Below are 16923 nucleotides of genomic sequence, written 5' to 3'. Positions count from 1 at the left end.
GACGACCTCTGGTACAAGAATGGCGTGATCTACTGCCTCTCCGTCGGCACCTACATGGATGCCAATGGCGACGGCGTCGGCGATTTCAGCGGCTTGCTGCGGCGACTGGACTATCTGCACGGGCTCGGCATCACCGCGATCTGGCTGATGCCGTTTCAGCCTTCGCCCAACAGGGACGACGCTACGACATCTCGAACTATTACGGCGTCGATCCGCGCTACGGCACGCTGGGCGATTTCGTTGAATTTACCCATGGCTGCCAGCAGCGCGGCATCCGCGTCATCATCGATCTCGTCGTCAATCACACCTCCGATCAGCACGACTGGTTTCGATCAGCGCGCAGCTCGAAGGACTCGCCGTACCGCGACTGGTACGTCTGGTCGGACAAGAAGCCCGCCAATGCCAACACCGGCATGGTATTTCCCGGCGTCCAGAAATCGACCTGGACGCGCGACAAGCAAGCCGGTGCCTGGTACTTTCACCGCTTCTACGATTTCCAGCCGGACCTCAACACGTCGAACCCGCATGTGCAGGCCGAGACCTCAAGATCATGGGGTTCTGGATTCAGCTCGGCGTCTCGGGCTTCCGCATGGACGCCGTGCCGTTCGTGATCGCGACCAAGGGCGCCTCCAGTCGCAAGCCGGTCGAGCAGTACGACATGCTGCGATCGTTTCGGGAATTCCTGCAATGGCGCCAGGGCAACGCGATCATTCTCGCCGAAGCCAACGTATTACCCGAGACGGACATGGAATATTTCGGGCGTGACGGCGACCGCATGCACATGATGTTCAACTTCCACGTCAATCAGCATCTGTTCTACGCGCTGGCGTCCGCCGACACGAAGCCGCTAGCGAAGGCCCTGACGGCAACCAAGCCACGGCCCGCGACCGCACAATGGGGCTTGTTCCTGCGCAACCATGATGAACTCGACCTCGGCCGCCTCTCCAAGCCGCAGCGCGAGACGGTGTTCAAGGCATTCGGTGCCGACAAGAGCATGCAGCTCTACGACCGGGGCATCCGGCGACGGCTTGCGCCCATGCTAGGCGGCGACCGCCGGCGCATCGAGCTCGCCTACAGCGTGATGTGCACGCTTCCCGGCACGCCCGTGATCCGCTACGGCGATGAGCTCGGCATGGGCGACAATCTCGACCTGCCCGAACGCGGTTGCGCGCGCACGCCGATGCAATGGTCCACTGAGCCCCACGCCGGCTTCACCGAGAGCGACTGCCCATGTGTGCCCATCATCGACAATGGACCGTATGGCTACGAGCACGTCAACGCGGCCAAGCAACGGCGCGACCCCAATTCGATGCTGAACTGGACCGAGCGCATCGTCCGGATGCGCAAGGAAGTCCCCGAGGTCGGCTGGGGAGATTTCAAGGTTATCGCAACCCGAAATCGCGCCATCCTGATCGTCCGGTACGACTGGCGTAACAACTCTGTGCTGTTCGTGCACAATTTCGCGGAAAAGCCGCTCGAGATATCTTTCAACGTCGGGCTGCCCGACGACGCCGGCAATCTCCTCGTCAATCTCCTGACCGAGGACCACAGCCGCGCCGACGATGCCGGTCGCCACAAGCTTCTGATCGAGGCCTACGGCTATCGCTGGTATCGGGTCGGTGGGCTAGACTACCTGCTCAAGCGCAGCGATATCGATACCGACGAGCCGCGCAGAGCGCGCTAGTCGTCTTGATGCGGCCTCATATCAAACGTAACAGTCCGGTGAGGGCCGCGGGATGATCGCGCGGCGCGATGGCCCGATCAGGCCGCAGACTGAACGGGGGTCCTCTTCCATTCCCAAGACAGTAGCTCATTGAGCCGACTTGCTGGGGGGTGACGATGCGGGCCAAGACGTCCGCCAACCAGGCTTGCGGATCGACGTCATTGAACTTTGCCGTGATGATTAGCGTCGCCATGGTGGTGGCCGGGTCGACACCACGTTCGGAACCGGCGAAGAGCCATGACTTGCGGCCGAGGGCAAAGCCTCGCAGCGCGCGCTCCGCCGCATTGTTTGTCAGGCAGATCCGCCCATCATCGATGAAGCGAGCAAACCGGTCTGAGCGGCGCAGCATATAGTCGATTGGCTTGGCAACCGCAGACGAGTTCGACCTGCCGGGCAAACTGCTCGTGCAGCCGTGCTTTCAATGCCGTCAAAGGCGGAGCGCTTTGCTGCTTGCGCATGCGCAGAGCTCTTCGGCGCTTTGGCCGTTGATGCCACGCTCAATATCGAACAGCGCATCGATGCGCTTGACCGCCTTCAATCGGCGAGATCGCTGCGGCATTCCTGTCGCGCCTTGCATTGGCCGCGATGTCGGCCAGTTCAAAGAACTCGCGCTTGGCATGGCCCAACAGAGTGCGGACCTGATCGGCCCCTGTGCGCGCGAGACGTCATACAGCTCGTTGCAGCCACTAGCCATCGAACTTGATCTCGTGAATCCAACGTGTGCCGCTCGGCACCTTATCGATCGGCGATGCCAGGGCCGGCGCAATGAAGCCGGGAAAAAGCGCCCTTGCCCCGATCGCCTCGGGCTTCGTCTGCTGAAACGCCACAACGCACTCCGCAACAAACGAATGATCTTAAACTCTTAGTCCGGTCGTGTGCCGCTGAACATGCCCTATCGCCCGCGTTCAGGATGTTTGTCGACGGTCCTCTTCGCTGCCGAAATCGCTTCCAGCGTGCTCTGATACGTCATCGTCCTAACCGTTTGACCGCCAGCGAGAGGCGTGATCTGGACCAGGAAACCACCGCCAGGCTGTTCGATGACCACTAGTCGGTGCGCCGAATATTCGAGCTCGTCTGCCACGTCCTTGGTTCCAACCCTGTTTCCAGACAAAACAGCTGCAGGGTCCTGACGTTCCAATAGGGCAATGGGGGCCTTTTCTTTCGGGAACCAGCGGCGACCAGCGCGGTTGAAATCTCGTTCTAAGGAGTGGTGCGACCCTCGGCTTCAGTTCTCTCCCCCGGGGCGCTGGAGCCTTTTCTTTTGGTAAATTTCAATCCAACCGGCTAATTTTCTAGCCACGCTCGATAGCCTGCAGATCGATTTGACGAGCTGTGTGCCAGGGCGTTCTTTCGCGGCCGCACACCTAAATCCATCGATCGGCCGCATTTCTCGCATTTCCAAGTTTAGCTCGCTCCAGCCATCCGATCCGATCACCACTTCATGCCCGCAAATTGAAGGTGAAAAGCATTTGGTCAAGCATGCTGATCGTCATCGTATTCCTTCGCTTTTCATCGAAGCGATTCTAGAAAACCGGCGCGGTCGGGCTGCAGCCGGTGCCATGTGAGAGAGTCGAAATTCGGTAATCCAAGGGAGGTGTGGAAAAGAGATCGAGCAGGGCTACGATCAAATACACTAAGTTGCTCCGGCCTCAGCTTGTACCCCTCGCTGGGGCCTCTTTGTGCACATCAGACAATGCCCGCGCACCGAAATAGGAATGGCCGCGACAACCTTGGAGGCCCGTCGGGACCCGTGGCCAGTCCGGCACGGGATTTGGCGCCGTCATCATCCTACATGAGCTCGCGAACAGGTACCTGGGCGGGCGGTTTATGCGAACAGGTCTTTACCTGCCTGCGGCATTCGCACAAACGCCCCGCTCTCATGGTACTCGAGCCAGCCTTGGCCGATCGCATGCTATAGACCGGTCCAATACCCGGCCGTCCTGGATCGGCTCGAATGCGCGGGCGTGCTCCATGAGCCTGCGGGCAGCTTTTTCGGGTCGGGGTAGGGGCGATCACCCACGTATTTCATTTCTCATCTTGGGTTGGCTTGGACGGGGCAGGGAAGCGATTCTCCATTCGTCATAGTCGTAGATCCCAGCCCAGTGATGGATAAGCTTTCCGCATTGCCGGCAATCGAAGGTCCCGGAAGTATTGGTATGGTTTGCGTTGCGTACCTGGCTCGCTGAATAGACGATGCCGCAGCCGCTACAGATGAAATGAACAGTGACGAGAGGCGCCATAATGCCTCTTAACAATCAAGCTCAGTCATCGTTCCTCAGACTGGCCGTCGTCCCTTTGCCGCGTCTTCTTGGGATCGTCACCCCGTTCCCATGTTTGCCGGGGAGAAGTGCGGTCGCACGTCGGCGCCGCGCCTGCCGCAAGCAATGCAGGTTAAGTGGGGTTCAAGGTCGGAGAGGCGGACGCGATCCGGCCACTGATCGACCTTGCTCGGTGGTAACTCGACGGAATGGCTGCAGCGATGGTCCGAGCAGAAGGCGAGGAGGCCGCGGGCGCCCGACTGGGCGCATCTCGCCAAGGGTGATCTTTACTTCTGCCATCCCCGCGCGCTATCGACTTGGCAGCGAGTCGGTTTGTCGGCTTAAGCGAGATCCCCTCATCATGGGCCTTGTTCCGAATAGCAGCTTCGGTTCGACCATGTTTCAGACCGATCACTCGGGTGGGCATGTTGCCCCTAGCTTCTTGCTTGAGCTGCTCACTTCAGCTGGTGTCCAAGGTCTGCCGCTGCTCCGCGTCGACTTCGCCATCGAATCCTCCCTCAGGTAGTGGAAATATCTGGCAGCTGCTTACGGAAGAGTCCATCAGGACTGCGGCCTTCGAAACGGCACCCCATTCCCGTCTGCCACTCGGATTGCTATCCATAGAAGAAGATGCTTGCGGCGATGAGGACGTAGACTTGTGCTCGCCTCAAGGAGGGCAGGTAATAGATGGCGAAGACCACGCCAACGAAGATTGCAAACGGCCTGATGTGAAGGTCATCACTCTGCGGAACTGTGTATGCCCAAGTGCTTGTAGGGCCTTACAACCGTTCTGCCAATAGTCACCATTATGCAGCGTGGAAGATGGGTTCTTTAAGCAACTCTCAAATGACAAGCGCGTGCAAATCAATATCTGATTGTTGCGGCCGGTCTCGCAGCTTTCACCCGCCGGGCGGCTTGTGTCGAATTGCCGGCGCGTGTTTCAGGCGGCTTTCACGTCGATCGGTTTGATCTTGTCGAGATCGTCGCCGAGTTCCTGTTCAGCCATTTGCACGTCATAGGCATTCTGCAGGTTTAGCCAGAGCTGGGCAGAAGTCTTGAGAGCCTTGGACAGGCGAAGTGCAGTGTCCGCGGTAATCGAGGTCTCCTCGCTCGCGATGCGCTCGATCCTGGTGCGGGGTACGCCGCAGGCCTTTGCGAGCGCGCCGGCTGAAATATCGAGGGGAATAAGAAATTCCTCTCGGAGCACCTCACCCGGGTGCATCGGGGGTAGTTTCTTCGCCATGTGGGACCCTCCTTGGTCTCGGATCTACCAGCCAATTGGCCAGCGGACATCTTCCGGCTAGTGGTAGTCGACGAACTCGACCTCGTTTGGACCGTCCTCAGTCCACGTAAAGCAGATGCGGAACTGATCGTTCACGCGGATGGAATGTTGGCCCCTACGGTCGCCCTTCAGGGCTTCGAGCCGATTGCCGGGAGGGGCCAACAGGTCGTCAAGATTCACGGCTGCGTTCAGGTACTGGAGCTTACGGCGAACTACCTTGAGCAGATCAGCCGGAAAGCCTTTCTTGGCTTTGCCGTTGAAGGCCGCTTCGGTCAGTTCGTCTTTGAAGCTCTTGATCACGAGCTAGTTTGTATCATGCTGTGATACGGACCTGCAAGGATTTTGTATCATGTCGAGATACATTTTTTTCGGTTGAGTTAAAACCAAACATTCAAAGTTTTCAAACATGGGACGTGCCGGAGCATCGAAGGGCGCGGGCCGAAAGCCGGGCGCGGCGACAGAGCTAAATCAGGCGGCGCGCGAGAAAGTGCTAATAGCCAGCGGGACGAGCCCGCTCGATTTCATGCTTGCGATCATGCGCGGCGAGGATATTCCGCGGGCGGACCGGTTCGAGGCCGCTAAGGCGGCTGCGCCCTATGTCCATGCCCGGCTAGCCGCTGCCGACGATGTACTTACGATTATCGCCGCAGGAAGCGGCGAAGGAGCTTCTGAAGCGCCGCTTGCGGGTTCGAACCTGCTGCGCATCACAAGCTGCTCATCGAGAAGCTCGAGCAGGTAGCTCTTGGCGCGATCGATCGGCTGGTCCTCACTACGAACCACGTAAACAACGAAGTTATCAAGTTCCGCGAGGATGTCGCAACCGACTTCCTGCGCCGGAACCGCCTTGACCCCTTCATGGGCTCGACGCCGACCAACCCGATCATTCGCATGTCCGATCTGGAATCGGACGGCAAGCAGATCAACGTTCCGCTCGTGACCCAGATATCTGGCAACGGCGTCGGTGCGGGCAGCCTGATGCAGGGCGCGCTCTCGCGAGCTGCGCACGAACGGAAAATGGACGTATCTGAGCGGATGATCCGTGTCATTTTTGCGCAAAATGCGCAACAAACCTTGAATACTGCGTGATATGAGCATATACGCCCGGATGTTTGCTCGTTTTTATAGCAAAACGCGCGAAACGATCGGAATTGCGCGGTGCGCGGGAGGACAACAGAAATGCAGGTTCCAATTAAGCGGGCAATCGAGAGCGTGCCTGGCGGGATGATGGTGGTCCCGCTGTTGGTCGGGGCGCTTATTGCCACCTTCTTTCCCGATACCCCGAAGTTTTTTGGCTCCTTCACCGGCGCACTGTTCTCTGGCGCACTGACAATTCTCGCCGTGTTCTACGTTTGCATGGGCGCGAGCATCGACTTCCGCGCGACCCCCTACATTGTGAAGAAGGGCGGCACCCTGCTGATCGTGAAGGTCGGCGTGGCCGTTGTCCTTGGCCTGATCTTCGGCCGCATTTTGGGAGAGACGCCGGTCGCAGCTGGCATGTTCGCGGGTGTCTCGACGCTCGCGATCGTCGCCGCCATGAACGACACCAATGGCGGTCTCTATATGGCCTTGATGGGCCAATATGGACGTCCGCGTGACGTCGGCGCCTATACCGTCATGTCGCTGGAGAGCGGTCCTTTCCTCACCATGATCACTTTGGGCGTCGCCGGCCTCTCGGCATTTCCATGGCAGACCCTCGTGGGCGCTATCCTGCCTCTGGTGGTGGGTATGATCATCGGCAATCTCGACAGAGAGATGCGCGACTTCCTGAGTCGCGCGGTGCCTGTGATGATCCCGTTCTTCGCCTTCGCGCTCGGCGCCGGCCTCGATCTATCAAAGGTCTGGCAGGCCGGCCTGCTCGGTCTCGGCATGGGAGTGGCCGTGGTGGTTGTGACCGGCATCCCGCTGTTCCTCGCCGATCGCATCACTGGCGGGAATGGTGTCGCGGGTGTTGCGGCGGCCTCGACGGCCGGTAATGCGGCGGCCGTCCCGGCGATTGTCGCCGCGGCGAATCCAGCCTATGCGGACGCGGCGCGGCCGGCGACTATCCTCGTCGCGGCGTGCGTCGTGGTTACCGCAATCCTCGTGCCGATCGTCACCGCCTGGACAGCCCGCGTTGTTGGTCGCGACGTTGAGGAGCCCGCAGAAGAGAACAACGTGGCTTCTGCCGGCAAGATGACCCCCGCGGCGCGCTCGGTTGTCACTGAGGCAAGTCACTAAGGCAAAGTCACTGAAGCAGGTCGCTGAAGATGGCCCCTAAAGCGTTTTCGAGCGAAGTGGATACCGGTTCGCGTCAAGAAAACGCGTCAAGCCAAAGCTGGCTGATCGTCGCTGACGATCTCACCGGTGCCGCGGACTGTGCGATCGCCTTCGGCAGAAGGGGGCGTGCGGCTGCGGTGACGTGGGGTGAGGTGACCGACGCGTCGGGCCACCAGCTGCCCGTCCTGGCCTACGATGCCGCGAGTCGAGGCCTTTCGGCCGGGGCCGCTGCAGCCCGCCATGCCGATGTGCTGGCGCGCCTTTGCGAAGGCGGACGTATTCTTTTCAAGAAGATTGACTCGACGCTACGGGGGCAACCTGCAGCGGAGACTGCCGCTGCGCTTGCGCATCTCAAGTCACGGTCGGGTCCGGCTTTTGGCGTGTTCGCGCCGGCCTTTCCGGCCACCGGCCGCACCACCATCGACGGGCGTATCCTGGTCAAAGGCCGTCCCCTCGAGGAGGCCGAGGTCTGGCACCGCGACCACACCTACCCGAATGCCGATCTTGTCGACGTTCTCGCGACCGCGGGCGTTCGCGGTCAGAAGGTCAAGCTTGCTGCGGTGCGCGGTGGCGATCTCAAAGCTACCTTCGCGAGGCTCGCCTGGGAGGGCGACGTGGTCGCGGCCTGCGACGCCGAGACTGAACACGATCTGCGTTTGATCGCGGAGGCAAGCCTGAATGCATCGCCCGCAACCTTCTTCATCGGCAGCGCCGGCCTCGCGCACGCGCTGGCCGGCCTCGAAGTCAGCCATGCCGTCGAGCCGCTGCGCATTCCGACGAGCGCATCCGGCACCCTGATCGTGGTGGGCTCGCTCGCCGGCGCATCTCGCGCCGCCGCGCGCGAGCTGGAGGCGGCCGGCACCGTGGCGCATTTCCCGGTCGCGCCGGAGATGCTGCTCAACGATGGTGCCGGCCGGGCGGCGCTCGCCGCGGACGTGATGAAACGACTTGCCGGCGGCGGCGATACACTGGTTGAGATCATGATGGATGATCACCCCGACATGTCGCTCGGCCCGCAGCTCGCCAAGGGGCTCGCCGACGCTCTCGAAGCCGTCGCATCCGCGATCGGCGCCTTCGCTGCGACCGGCGGCGAAACCGCCGCGGCGATGCTGTCGCGCTTCGGCGTCAACGGCATCCGTCTTGCCGACGAAATCGAGCCGGGCGTGTCGCTCGGCCTTACTCTTGGCCGATTGTCCGTTCCGATCGCCACCAAAGCGGGCGCGTTCGGTGACAAGAACAGCCTCATCCGCATCAGCGAGCGGCTTCGCGCCGTCCGAACCAGAGGAAGTTTCATATGACTCGTCCGACCATTGCGATCACCATGGGAGATCCGGCCGGTATCGGGCCCGAGGTGATCATGAAGGCGCTGGCGCAGCCGCAGGTGCAGGCGATCTGCAACGCGCTGGTGATCGGCGACTCCAACCGTCTGCGCAAGGCCGGTCAGATCGTCGGCGTGCCGCTTGAGGTCGATGCGTTGAGCGACGCGAAGCAGGCGAAATTTGCGTCAAAGGCCGTGCAGTGCGTTGACCTGAAGCTGGTGCCGGACGATCTGCCGTTCGGCAAGGTGTCGGCGACGGCAGGTGAGGCGGCATATCGCTATATCGAGAAAGCCGTGCAGGTGGTGCAGGCAGGGCTCGCGCAGGGCATCTGCACCGCGCCGCTTTCCAAGGAAGCGCTGCATGCGGCCGGCCACAAATATCCCGGCCATACCGAGCTCCTGGCGCATCTGACCGGCACGCCGGAAGTATCGATGATGCTGGTTTCGCCGAAACTCCGCGTCATTCACGTGACGACGCATATCGGCCTGCTCGATGCGATCGAGAAGATCGAGCCCGGCCTCGTCGAGCGTGTCATCGCACGCGGACATAACGTGCTGGTGCGCGCCGGTGTCGCCAATCCGAAGATCGGCGTCTGCGCCATCAATCCGCATGCCGGCGAGAACGGGTTGTTCGGTCGCGGAGAGGAAGCCGCGAAGATCGCGCCGGCCGTGGAAGCCTGTCAGCGCAAGGGCTGGGACGTGCACGGCCCCCTGCCTGCCGACACGCTGTTCTTCCTGGCCGGCCGCGGCGACTACGACATGGTGGTCGCGATGTATCACGATCAGGGCCATGGACCCATCAAGGTGCTGGGGCTGGAAGCCGGCGTGAACATCACTGTTGGTCTGCCGGTGATCCGCACCTCGGTCGATCACGGGACCGCCTTCGACATCGCGGGCAAGGGCATCGCCGACGAGCGCAGCCTGATCGAGGCGCTGCGGCAGGCGGTCGATCTCGCGCCGAAGAAGGCGGCTTGAGGGGGCTGCGCGGGTTCCTCAGGATGAAGAGTGAGATGCGCGTTGAGCGCTGATATTGCGCGGCCGATGCATCGTGGTATCCATCGGCCGGGCCGCGAAGCCGATACGGTCGAGCTCGGCTGACGGCAGTGAATCCGGGGGCTGAGGTTCGATGTCGATACGCAGCAAGGAGCGTCACGCTCGTCTGTTGGAAGCACTGAACGCGGGAGAGATCGATGTCGACGATCTCGCGCGGCGCTTCGACGTCTCCGCTTCCACCGTGCGGCGCGACTTGCAGCATCTTTCCAAGAACAATGCCGTGCGCCGCACCTATGGCGGCGCCATTCTCACCGCCCACGCGAACGAGACGACGCTCGAGCAGCGCCTCGCGGTTCAGGGCAAACAGAAGCAGGCGATCGCGCGCGCGGCGATCGATCTGATTGAGGATGGCGACACGCTGATTCTCGATGCCGGCTCGACGGTCGCAGCCTTCGGCCGACTGCTGCAGCAGCGGCGGCTGCGCATCATCACCAACAATCTTGCGCTGCTGCCCTTCTTCGCCAAGACTCCGAGCATAGAGCTTGTGGTGCTGGGCGGCGCGCTGCGCACCACGAGCATGAGCACCATGGGGCCGCTCGCCAATGAGGCGCTGCGGCGCATGACCGCCGACCGCGCCGTCATGAGCGCCGACGGCGTGGTGAATGGCCGTGGCCTGTGCGAAGCGGATCTCGAACAGGTCGCACTGAAGTCGCTGATGATGCAGCAGTCGAAGGAAGTCATCGTTCTCGCCGACGCCAGCAAGCTCGGCCGCGCCGAACAGATGGCCTGGGCGCCGCTGCCGCCGCGCTGGACTCTGGTGACTGATGTCGGCGCATCTGAGGAGCAGTGCAAGCGTCTCGCCGATACCGGAGCGCGCGTGATCGTTGCCGGCGTTCGCTGAGCCGGCATCGCAAGTTTTCGCGTGATCGGAGAAAAATATCGACCGAGGCGGGTTGCGGTAAGGATTCGCTGAACTGGAGCGGAGTGTCGTCAAGTTGAATCGCCATATGCTAGGTGGCGATCACCAAACGAGGTTCGCCATGGCGTGCAAGTCTTGGAGCGTTTCTTGGAACGGCTCTTGGATCGGCTCTTAGATCAGCCGGCTTGGCGCGCGGCTCGTCGCTTTTGTTTTGACCATCGCGCCGTTGGCTTCGCCGGTGCACGCCGTTAAGGATGCTAGCAAGGTGAGCGTGGTGTCGTTCGGCCTTTTTCGGCGATCAGGGCATATTGGGAAGCGGGCGACCGGGGCAGCACAGGTCGTAGCGGGTTGTGTCCCGAGCGGCCCAGTCAACGTGCAATTCAATTCGAAGAAAGGCGGAGCGGGGCGGCTTACGCAAACGCTCACGCCGTCCCATCTCGCCGCCATGCTGGCGCGGACCGGCATGCGATACAAGGTGGTGGTCATCTCTGCCCGTTATTCCGGGGTCTTTATCCCTCGTCTCGCGAACCCGATACGTTGGTCATCACCCCGGCCGATGCCGACCATTCATCGTGCGGCTGTCGGGACAATGCCAGGTGGACCTACTTCGGCAACGCCTTTTTCAATGTCGCACTCCGGCAAGCCAGAAGCCTGAAGAACGCCTTTGTTGTTGCACGCTCGCTCGTCCAGCAGCGAGAACTGCGCGCGCGCTTCGAGCCGTCGAGTCCCCTGATAGCAGGGGGCGTAAACGTGCAGCCGTTGCTCATTCCGCGTCCTTGAGGACCGGCCGCGTTTGCGGCCGGCACCTGTGGGTGCCGTCAACCTCGTCCATGTTGATCTGGTCACCGCATCGCGCCGTATGTCTGTTACGGGCCCTTAGCGTTCTTGATTAGCGTTGGGCTGACTTCCGCTTTGCCGGAGATAGCCGACTTCACCGCCAAAGGGAGAAACTGCTTCTGTCGGTGCCTCTCCGTCGGCCGAAGGCGAGGATCATGATGGCACTGTCGCGTCCACTCATCAGCAGGTGAACTTGCCTGACGCCGTTGCGAACTTTCGTGTGAACGAAAACAGCACGTATCTGGTGCGGTTTCTGGTGCGGTCGTCGCGCGGCGGGCAACGAGAACGAAGTAAGCTATTGATCTCATTGGTGGGCCCGGCAGGACTCGAACCTGCAACCAGACCGTTATGAGCGGCCGGCTCTAACCATTGAGCTACAGGCCCCGCCGCCTTGCGGGCCGCGGGGCGCGGCCGGCAACGGTGCGGGCTCCGTTTACAGGGTGACCGCGGTTTCGGCAATGCCGCCCCCGCGTTCCGGTGCCGTCGCCGCCGGGCCAGCCACGTCTCGCAGCCGGCATGCTGGAACAGCGGCCGGCTGCCATCTTGCCTGGCCCTCCGTCTCCCTCGCGACCGGCACCTCAATCCACCGAGACGCCGGCAAACTCGACGACTTTGCGCCATTTCTCGGTTTCGTCGGCCACCAGCTTGCCGAATTCCGCCGGGGCCATCGGCTTCGGGATGCCGCCGACTTCGGCAAGTCGCGCCACGAGCTTGGGATCCTTCAGCGCTTCGCCGACCGCCGCATTGAGCGCGTCGACGATCTCCGGCGGGGTGCCCTTCGGCGCCGAGATGCCGTAGAAGCCGACCGCCTCGAAGCCCGGCACGGTCTCGGCGATCGCCGGCACGTCGGGCACGCCCGCCCAGCGCTTCGGCGAGGTGACGCCGAGCGCGCGGACGTTGCCGCCGCGGGCCTGCTCCAGCGCCGACGGCAGATTGTCGAAGATCAGCTGTACCTTGTTGGAGATGATGTCGGGGAAGGCGATCGCGGATCCCCGATACGGCACATGCAGCATGTCGCACTTGGTCATCGCCTTGAACAGCTCGGCCGACATGTGCACCGAGGTGCCGTTGCCCGAAGAGGCATAGGAGATCTTGCCCGGATTGGCCTTGCAGTAGTCGATGAACTCCTGGACGGTCTTCACCGGCATCGCGTTCGAGACCACCAGCATGTTGGTGAGCTGCATGATGCTCGCGACCGGGGTGGTGTCGCGCAGGAAGTCGAACGGCAGCTTCTTGTAGAGCGAGGTCGAGATCGCGTTGTTGGGCGCGACGAACAACAACGTATAGCCGTCAGCCGGCGAGTTGATCGCGGCGGCGGCGGCGATGTTGCCGCCCGAGCCTGTGCGGTTCTCGACGATGAATTGCTGGCCGAAATGATCCGACAGCCACTGGCTCATGATGCGGGCGACGATGTCGACCGGGCCGCCGGCGGCAAACCCGATCACCCAGCGCACCGGGCGGTTCGGATAGTCGGATGCGGATGAGGGGGCAATCGAGGCGAGGCAGCAAACCAAACCAAGCAAGGCAGCACGCGCGAACCGGATCATCGTCTCTCCCGTCATTTTCTTGTGACTGTTGCCGGCATGGTTTCACAAAACGCTGGCTTTGCCTACGACGTCGCCCGTGCGACGATAGTCGGGCTTACTTGGAATGCTTGAGGCTCGGGATGAAATTCGCTGTTATGATATGCGCCGGCGCGCTGCTGCTCGCGGGCGGGGCGGCGGCGCAAGAGGGGAGCAAGACCATTTCCAGAACCACGATCAGTTTCGCCACGGCGACGCCGGGTGGCGGCTTTCCGCTCTATGGCAATGCCTTCGCCGAGGTGATGAATGCAGCAGACCCGACGCTCTCGATCGAGCCGCGCAACACCAAGGGCTCCAATGAGAACATTCCGCTGCTCGAGGCCGGCAACGTCGATATCGCAACGGTCGCCGGCGAGCCGTCCTATGAAGCCTTCATGGGCATCGGCCGCCCGAAGGCCACTAAGCTGAAGATCCTCACCGCGATGTATTCGAGTCCGGGCATGTTCGTGGTGCGGGCGGACAGCCCGTACAAGACGATCCAGGATCTCGTCGGCCAGCCCGTCGCGTTCGGCGCCAAGGGTTCCGGCCTGCCGATCCTGTCGCGCTACATCCTCGACGGCATCGGGCTGAAGCAGGACGAGGACTTCAAGTCGATCTATCTCGATCGCGCCGGCGACGGGCCGGCGATGGTCGAGGACGGCCGCGCCGCCGCATTGTGGGGCGCCGGCATCGGCTGGCCCGGCTTCACCAAGATGGCCGAGAGCGCCACCGGCGCGCGCTTCATCGCGCCGTCCACGGATGAGATCGCCCGCATCCGCGCCAAGCATACTTTCCTCAAGCCTCTGACGATCCCCGCCGGCAGCTATCCGAACCAGACCGCAGCCATCTCTTCGGTCGGCTCCTGGAGCTACATCCTGGTGCGCGAGACCTTGCCCGACGACGTCGCCTACCGGCTGGCGAAGACGCTGCACGGTATCGAGGCGACCTTCTGCAACAAGCTGGCCCAGGCGTGCGAGACCACGGCGGCGAACACCGTCGCCGCCGCGCCTGATATCAACCTGATCCATCCCGGCGTGCTCAGATATTTCCGCGAGATCGGGGTAGCGAAGTGACCTCTGCATGGACGCGTTATCGCGTCTACGCAGAGGTCATTCCGGGATGGTCCGAAGGACCAGACCCGGAATCTCGAGATTCCGGGTTCACGCTTCGCGTGCCCCAGAATGACTGCTGCGCAGTCATTTCTTCGCCATCGCGCAGGCCGGGTCCGGCGGGCCGAACGCGTCCTCGCCGGAGATCTTGGTCAGGATCTTGTAGTAGTCCCACGGATATTTCGACTCGGCCGGGGTCTTGACCTGCACCAGCCAGAGGTCGTGCACCATCAGATTGTCCTCGCGCAGCTTGCCGTTGCGGGCGAAGAAATCCTCGACCGGCTTCTCGCGCATCTTGGCCGCGACCTTGAGCGGATCGTCGGTGCCGGCATCCTTGATCGCGTTCAGATAGGCGGTCACGGAGGAGTAAACGCCGGCCTGCCACATCGTCGGCATCCGGTTCATCTTGGCGAAATAGCGCTTCGACCACTCCCGGGTCTTGTCGTCCATGTCCCAGTAGAACGAGGTGGTCAGCAGCAGGCCCTGCGCGGCCGACAGCCCGATCGAGTGGATGTCGGTGATCAGCGCCAGCAGCGCCGCCATCTGCTGCCCGCCGGCGAAGACGCCGAACTCGGCGGCGGTCTTGATCTCGTTGGTGTTGTTGGGCGGTCCGCCGGCAATGCCGATGATCTTGGCCTTCGAGGCCTGCGCCTGCAGGATGAAGGACGACAGATCTGGCGTCGCAAACGGCGGACGCACCGCGCCAAGCACCTTGCCGCCGTTCTTGGTCACGATCGCGGAGGCGTCCTTCTCCAGCGAGTGGCCGAATGCATAATCGTCGGTGATGAAGAACCAGCTGTCGCCGCCGCGCTTCACCACCTCCTGCGCGGTGCCGACCGCGAGCGCCCTGGTGTCGAACACCCACTGTATCGCATAGGGCGAGCAGAACTTGCCGTGGAAATCGGTCGCGCCGGTCGAGTGCGTGATGAATAGCTTCTTCTTCTCGTTGGCCATGTTCTGCACCGCGAGCCCGACCGCCGAGACCGGCACGTCGACGATGAGGTCGACCTGATCGACGTCATACCAGCGTCGCGCGATGGTCGCGCCGATATCCGGCTTGAGCTGGTGATCGCCGACGATCACCGAGATTGGCTTGCCGAGCACCTTGCCGCCGAAATCGTCGACCGCCATCTGCGCGGCGGTGACCGAGCCCTGGCCGGTCGGCGTCGAGGCGGGGCCGTTCATGTCGGTCAGCACGCCGATCTTGACGATGTCGTCGGATACCTGCGCCGATACGGTCGGGGAGGCCAGCAGCGCGGCTGCGAGCGTCCCGAACATGGCTAGTCTGGTGGCCTTCATTCTGTCTCCCTCCTGAATTGGCGCATTGGCCATTATTGGTTGTGCCGGGCCTTCGGGGACCCGGTCATATTGGTTTCTTTTGCAACTATATTGGGGGCCGCGTCAACGCGCCATCGGTCTAATGACGCAGCCCCGGTGCGGCGAGAGGCAGTTTCTTTCGGGGCCGATTCAGTCCATAGCGGGCCATGGTCACCGCCCAGCGCCTTCCGCCTTCGCTCACCCCGCTCGATGCGGCACTGGCTGCCGTGTTGCACGACGTCGTGCCGGTCCAGCCGATCGCGTTGCCGCCGGCCGACGCCTTGCGCTGCATTGCCGCCGAGATGCCGGCCTTGCGCGCCTGGCCGCCGCACGATGTCGCGGTCAGCGACGGGTGGGCGATGTGCGCCAATGACCTGGTCGGCGCGTCGTCCTATGCGCCGCTGCCGCTGGCCGAGCCTCCGGTCTGGGTCGCGGCAGGCGCCGCAATGCCTGAAGGCGCCGACTGCGTGGTCGATGCCGATGCCGTCGATATCTCGGGTCCGCTTCCACAGGTGCTCGCCGAAGCAATCCCGGGGCAGGGCGTCAGGCGCGCCGGCAGCGACATCGCCGTTGGGCGCACCGTGATCGCAGCAGGGGAGCCGCTGCTGCCGCGCGGCCTGCTGCTCGCGCGCGCGGCCGGACTGCAGATGTTGCGCGTGCGACGGCCGCGGCTTTGCATCGTCAACATCGCCAATGGTGAGCTGACCGCACAACTGATCGCTGACACCGCGCGCCTCGCCGGTGCTGAGGTCGTCGGCATCGATTCGGCACCCGATGTGGCGGCGATTGCAAACGCACTCGATACCGACGGCTGCGATCTGATGGTCACGATCGGCGGCACCGGCGTCGGTCACACCGATGCTGTGGTGAAGGCACTGACAACGCGCGGCACGCTCATCGCGCACGGCATCGCGCTGCAGCCCGGGCGCACCACTGCGATCGGACGGATCCATACCACTCCGGTCGTCGCCTTGCCTGGCGCGCCGGATCAGGCCTTCGCGGCCTGGTGGGCGATTGCGCTTCCCCTGCTCGACCGCCTGTCGGGCCGGCGCCCGCGCAAAACGCTGGCGCTGCCGCTGGAACGCAAGATCGCCTCCGGCGTCGGCGTTGCCGAGGTCGTGTTGCTGATACGCGAGCAAGTTACTCAAAAGGATTCCTGGGCGGCACTTGCGACCGGCGACCTGTCGCTCGATGCCATCGCGCGCGCCGAAGCCCTGCTGATCGTGCCTGGCGCCGCCGAGGGCTTCGCTGCGGCCACGGTGGTCGATGCCTATATGTTGCGGGAGTGAGTTCCCGAGATGAGCAAGATGCCCGCATCGAACGATAGTAAGCAGCAACGTCATTCCGGG

13 protein-coding genes, 1 tRNA gene and 3 pseudogenes are annotated in these 16923 nt (G+C 62.6%); 10 read left to right on the top strand and 7 right to left on the bottom strand.

The window, feature by feature from the left end; genetic code table 11:
• Nucleotides 1-1684, top strand: a pseudogene (locus E2I15_RS21335) (alpha-amylase family protein); the annotation flags it as partial.
• Nucleotides 1685-1761: 77 nt separating this feature from the next.
• On the opposite strand, the pseudogene E2I15_RS39290 reads toward E2I15_RS21335, so the two are convergent.
• The 4 genes and pseudogenes from E2I15_RS39290 to E2I15_RS21315 form a co-directional block, all read right to left on the bottom strand.
• A pseudogene (locus tag E2I15_RS39290) lies at nt 1762-2343 on the bottom strand (IS66 family transposase); the annotation flags it as partial.
• A gap of 69 nt (nt 2344-2412) precedes the next feature.
• Nucleotides 2413-2550, bottom strand: a pseudogene (locus tag E2I15_RS21325) (non-homologous end-joining DNA ligase); the annotation flags it as partial.
• A gap of 2371 nt (nt 2551-4921) precedes the next feature.
• On the bottom strand, nt 4922-5224 hold the full coding sequence (locus E2I15_RS21320) for a HigA family addiction module antitoxin (protein ID WP_069278478.1): 303 nt from the start codon (nt 5222-5224) through the stop codon (nt 4922-4924).
• 57 nt (nt 5225-5281) lie between these two features.
• On the bottom strand, nt 5282-5563 hold the full coding sequence (locus tag E2I15_RS21315) for a type II toxin-antitoxin system RelE/ParE family toxin (protein ID WP_137480296.1): 282 nt from the start codon (nt 5561-5563) through the stop codon (nt 5282-5284).
• Between the two features lie 106 nt (nt 5564-5669).
• On the opposite strand from E2I15_RS21315, the gene E2I15_RS21310 reads away from it, so the two are divergent.
• The 7 genes from E2I15_RS21310 to E2I15_RS39710 all read left to right on the top strand — a co-directional run bounded on the left by E2I15_RS21310 (nt 5670) and on the right by E2I15_RS39710 (nt 11529).
• Nucleotides 5670-6002 carry a hypothetical protein gene (locus E2I15_RS21310; RefSeq protein ID WP_196238924.1) on the top strand — a complete coding sequence of 111 codons (333 nt, stop codon included), beginning with the start codon at nt 5670-5672 and terminating at the stop codon, nt 6000-6002.
• Nucleotides 5975-6349 carry a phage capsid family protein gene (locus tag E2I15_RS39715; RefSeq protein WP_349629400.1) on the top strand — a complete coding sequence of 125 codons (375 nt, stop codon included), beginning with the start codon at nt 5975-5977 and terminating at the stop codon, nt 6347-6349. Before E2I15_RS21310 ends, E2I15_RS39715 begins: the two co-directional genes overlap by 28 nt.
• Nucleotides 6350-6439: 90 nt before the next feature.
• Nucleotides 6440-7480 carry a 2-keto-3-deoxygluconate permease gene (locus E2I15_RS21300; protein WP_092090551.1) on the top strand — a complete coding sequence of 347 codons (1041 nt, stop codon included), beginning with the start codon at nt 6440-6442 and terminating at the stop codon, nt 7478-7480.
• 29 nt (nt 7481-7509) lie between these two features.
• Nucleotides 7510-8817: a four-carbon acid sugar kinase family protein gene (locus E2I15_RS21295; protein ID WP_137480300.1), complete on the top strand. Its 1308-nt coding sequence runs from the start codon at nt 7510-7512 to the stop codon at nt 8815-8817.
• Nucleotides 8814-9812 carry a 4-hydroxythreonine-4-phosphate dehydrogenase PdxA gene (gene pdxA / locus E2I15_RS21290; RefSeq protein WP_137480302.1) on the top strand — a complete coding sequence of 333 codons (999 nt, stop codon included), beginning with the start codon at nt 8814-8816 and terminating at the stop codon, nt 9810-9812. The genes E2I15_RS21295 and pdxA overlap by 4 nt, the downstream gene beginning before the upstream one ends.
• A 151-nt stretch (nt 9813-9963) precedes the next feature.
• The gene (locus tag E2I15_RS21285) at nt 9964-10731 is read left to right on the top strand and encodes a DeoR/GlpR family DNA-binding transcription regulator (RefSeq protein ID WP_137480304.1); all 768 of its coding nucleotides are present in this window, start codon (nt 9964-9966) and stop codon (nt 10729-10731) included.
• 366 nt (nt 10732-11097) lie between these two features.
• Nucleotides 11098-11529, top strand: coding sequence for a C13 family peptidase (locus E2I15_RS39710; RefSeq protein ID WP_349629399.1), 432 nt, complete (start codon nt 11098-11100; stop codon nt 11527-11529).
• Nucleotides 11530-11894: 365 nt separating this feature from the next.
• Here the strand turns inward: E2I15_RS39710 and E2I15_RS21275 are convergent.
• Nucleotides 11895-11970 (bottom strand) — tRNA-Ile (locus tag E2I15_RS21275).
• A gap of 194 nt (nt 11971-12164) precedes the next feature.
• On the bottom strand, nt 12165-13133 hold the full coding sequence (locus E2I15_RS21270; protein WP_137480306.1) for a Bug family tripartite tricarboxylate transporter substrate binding protein: 969 nt from the start codon (nt 13131-13133) through the stop codon (nt 12165-12167).
• A gap of 119 nt (nt 13134-13252) precedes the next feature.
• Here E2I15_RS21270 and E2I15_RS21265 point away from each other — a divergent pair, with 119 nt between their 5' ends.
• Entirely contained in the window at nt 13253-14221 is a 969-nt protein-coding gene (locus E2I15_RS21265) for a TAXI family TRAP transporter solute-binding subunit (RefSeq protein ID WP_137480308.1), read from the top strand.
• Nucleotides 14222-14344: 123 nt separating this feature from the next.
• Here E2I15_RS21265 and E2I15_RS21260 read toward each other — a convergent pair whose 3' ends face one another.
• A complete protein-coding gene (locus E2I15_RS21260; protein ID WP_137480310.1) occupies nt 14345-15556 on the bottom strand; it encodes an ABC transporter substrate-binding protein in 1212 nt (403 codons plus the stop codon).
• 185 nt (nt 15557-15741) lie between these two features.
• Here E2I15_RS21260 and E2I15_RS21255 point away from each other — a divergent pair, with 185 nt between their 5' ends.
• The gene (locus E2I15_RS21255; protein ID WP_137480312.1) at nt 15742-16863 is read left to right on the top strand and encodes a molybdopterin-binding protein; all 1122 of its coding nucleotides are present in this window, start codon (nt 15742-15744) and stop codon (nt 16861-16863) included.
• Nucleotides 16864-16923 lie beyond the last annotated feature (60 nt).

The organism is Bradyrhizobium sp. BR2003, assembly GCF_009720285.1.
GTDB classification, from domain to species: Bacteria; Pseudomonadota; Alphaproteobacteria; order Rhizobiales; family Xanthobacteraceae; genus Bradyrhizobium; species Bradyrhizobium elkanii.
Note: the sequence above shows the minus strand (reverse complement) of the source record. Positions and strands in the feature narration are given on the sequence as shown.

What these genes read in the sequence shown, in the direction of transcription:
- E2I15_RS21320 (WP_069278478.1), bottom strand. Translation starts at nt 5,224, where the DNA reads ATGGCGAAGAAACTACCCCCGATGCACCCGGGTGAGGTGCTCCGAGAG.
- E2I15_RS21310 (WP_196238924.1), top strand. Translation starts at nt 5,670, where the DNA reads ATGGGACGTGCCGGAGCATCGAAGGGCGCGGGCCGAAAGCCGGGCGCG.
- E2I15_RS21300 (WP_092090551.1), top strand. Translation starts at nt 6,440, where the DNA reads ATGCAGGTTCCAATTAAGCGGGCAATCGAGAGCGTGCCTGGCGGGATG.
- E2I15_RS21295 (WP_137480300.1), top strand. Translation starts at nt 7,510, where the DNA reads ATGGCCCCTAAAGCGTTTTCGAGCGAAGTGGATACCGGTTCGCGTCAA.
- pdxA (WP_137480302.1), top strand. Translation starts at nt 8,814, where the DNA reads ATGACTCGTCCGACCATTGCGATCACCATGGGAGATCCGGCCGGTATC.
- E2I15_RS21285 (WP_137480304.1), top strand. Translation starts at nt 9,964, where the DNA reads ATGTCGATACGCAGCAAGGAGCGTCACGCTCGTCTGTTGGAAGCACTG.
- E2I15_RS21270 (WP_137480306.1), bottom strand. Translation starts at nt 13,133, where the DNA reads ATGATCCGGTTCGCGCGTGCTGCCTTGCTTGGTTTGGTTTGCTGCCTC.
- E2I15_RS21265 (WP_137480308.1), top strand. Translation starts at nt 13,253, where the DNA reads ATGAAATTCGCTGTTATGATATGCGCCGGCGCGCTGCTGCTCGCGGGC.
- E2I15_RS21260 (WP_137480310.1), bottom strand. Translation starts at nt 15,556, where the DNA reads ATGAAGGCCACCAGACTAGCCATGTTCGGGACGCTCGCAGCCGCGCTG.
- E2I15_RS21255 (WP_137480312.1), top strand. Translation starts at nt 15,742, where the DNA reads ATGGTCACCGCCCAGCGCCTTCCGCCTTCGCTCACCCCGCTCGATGCG.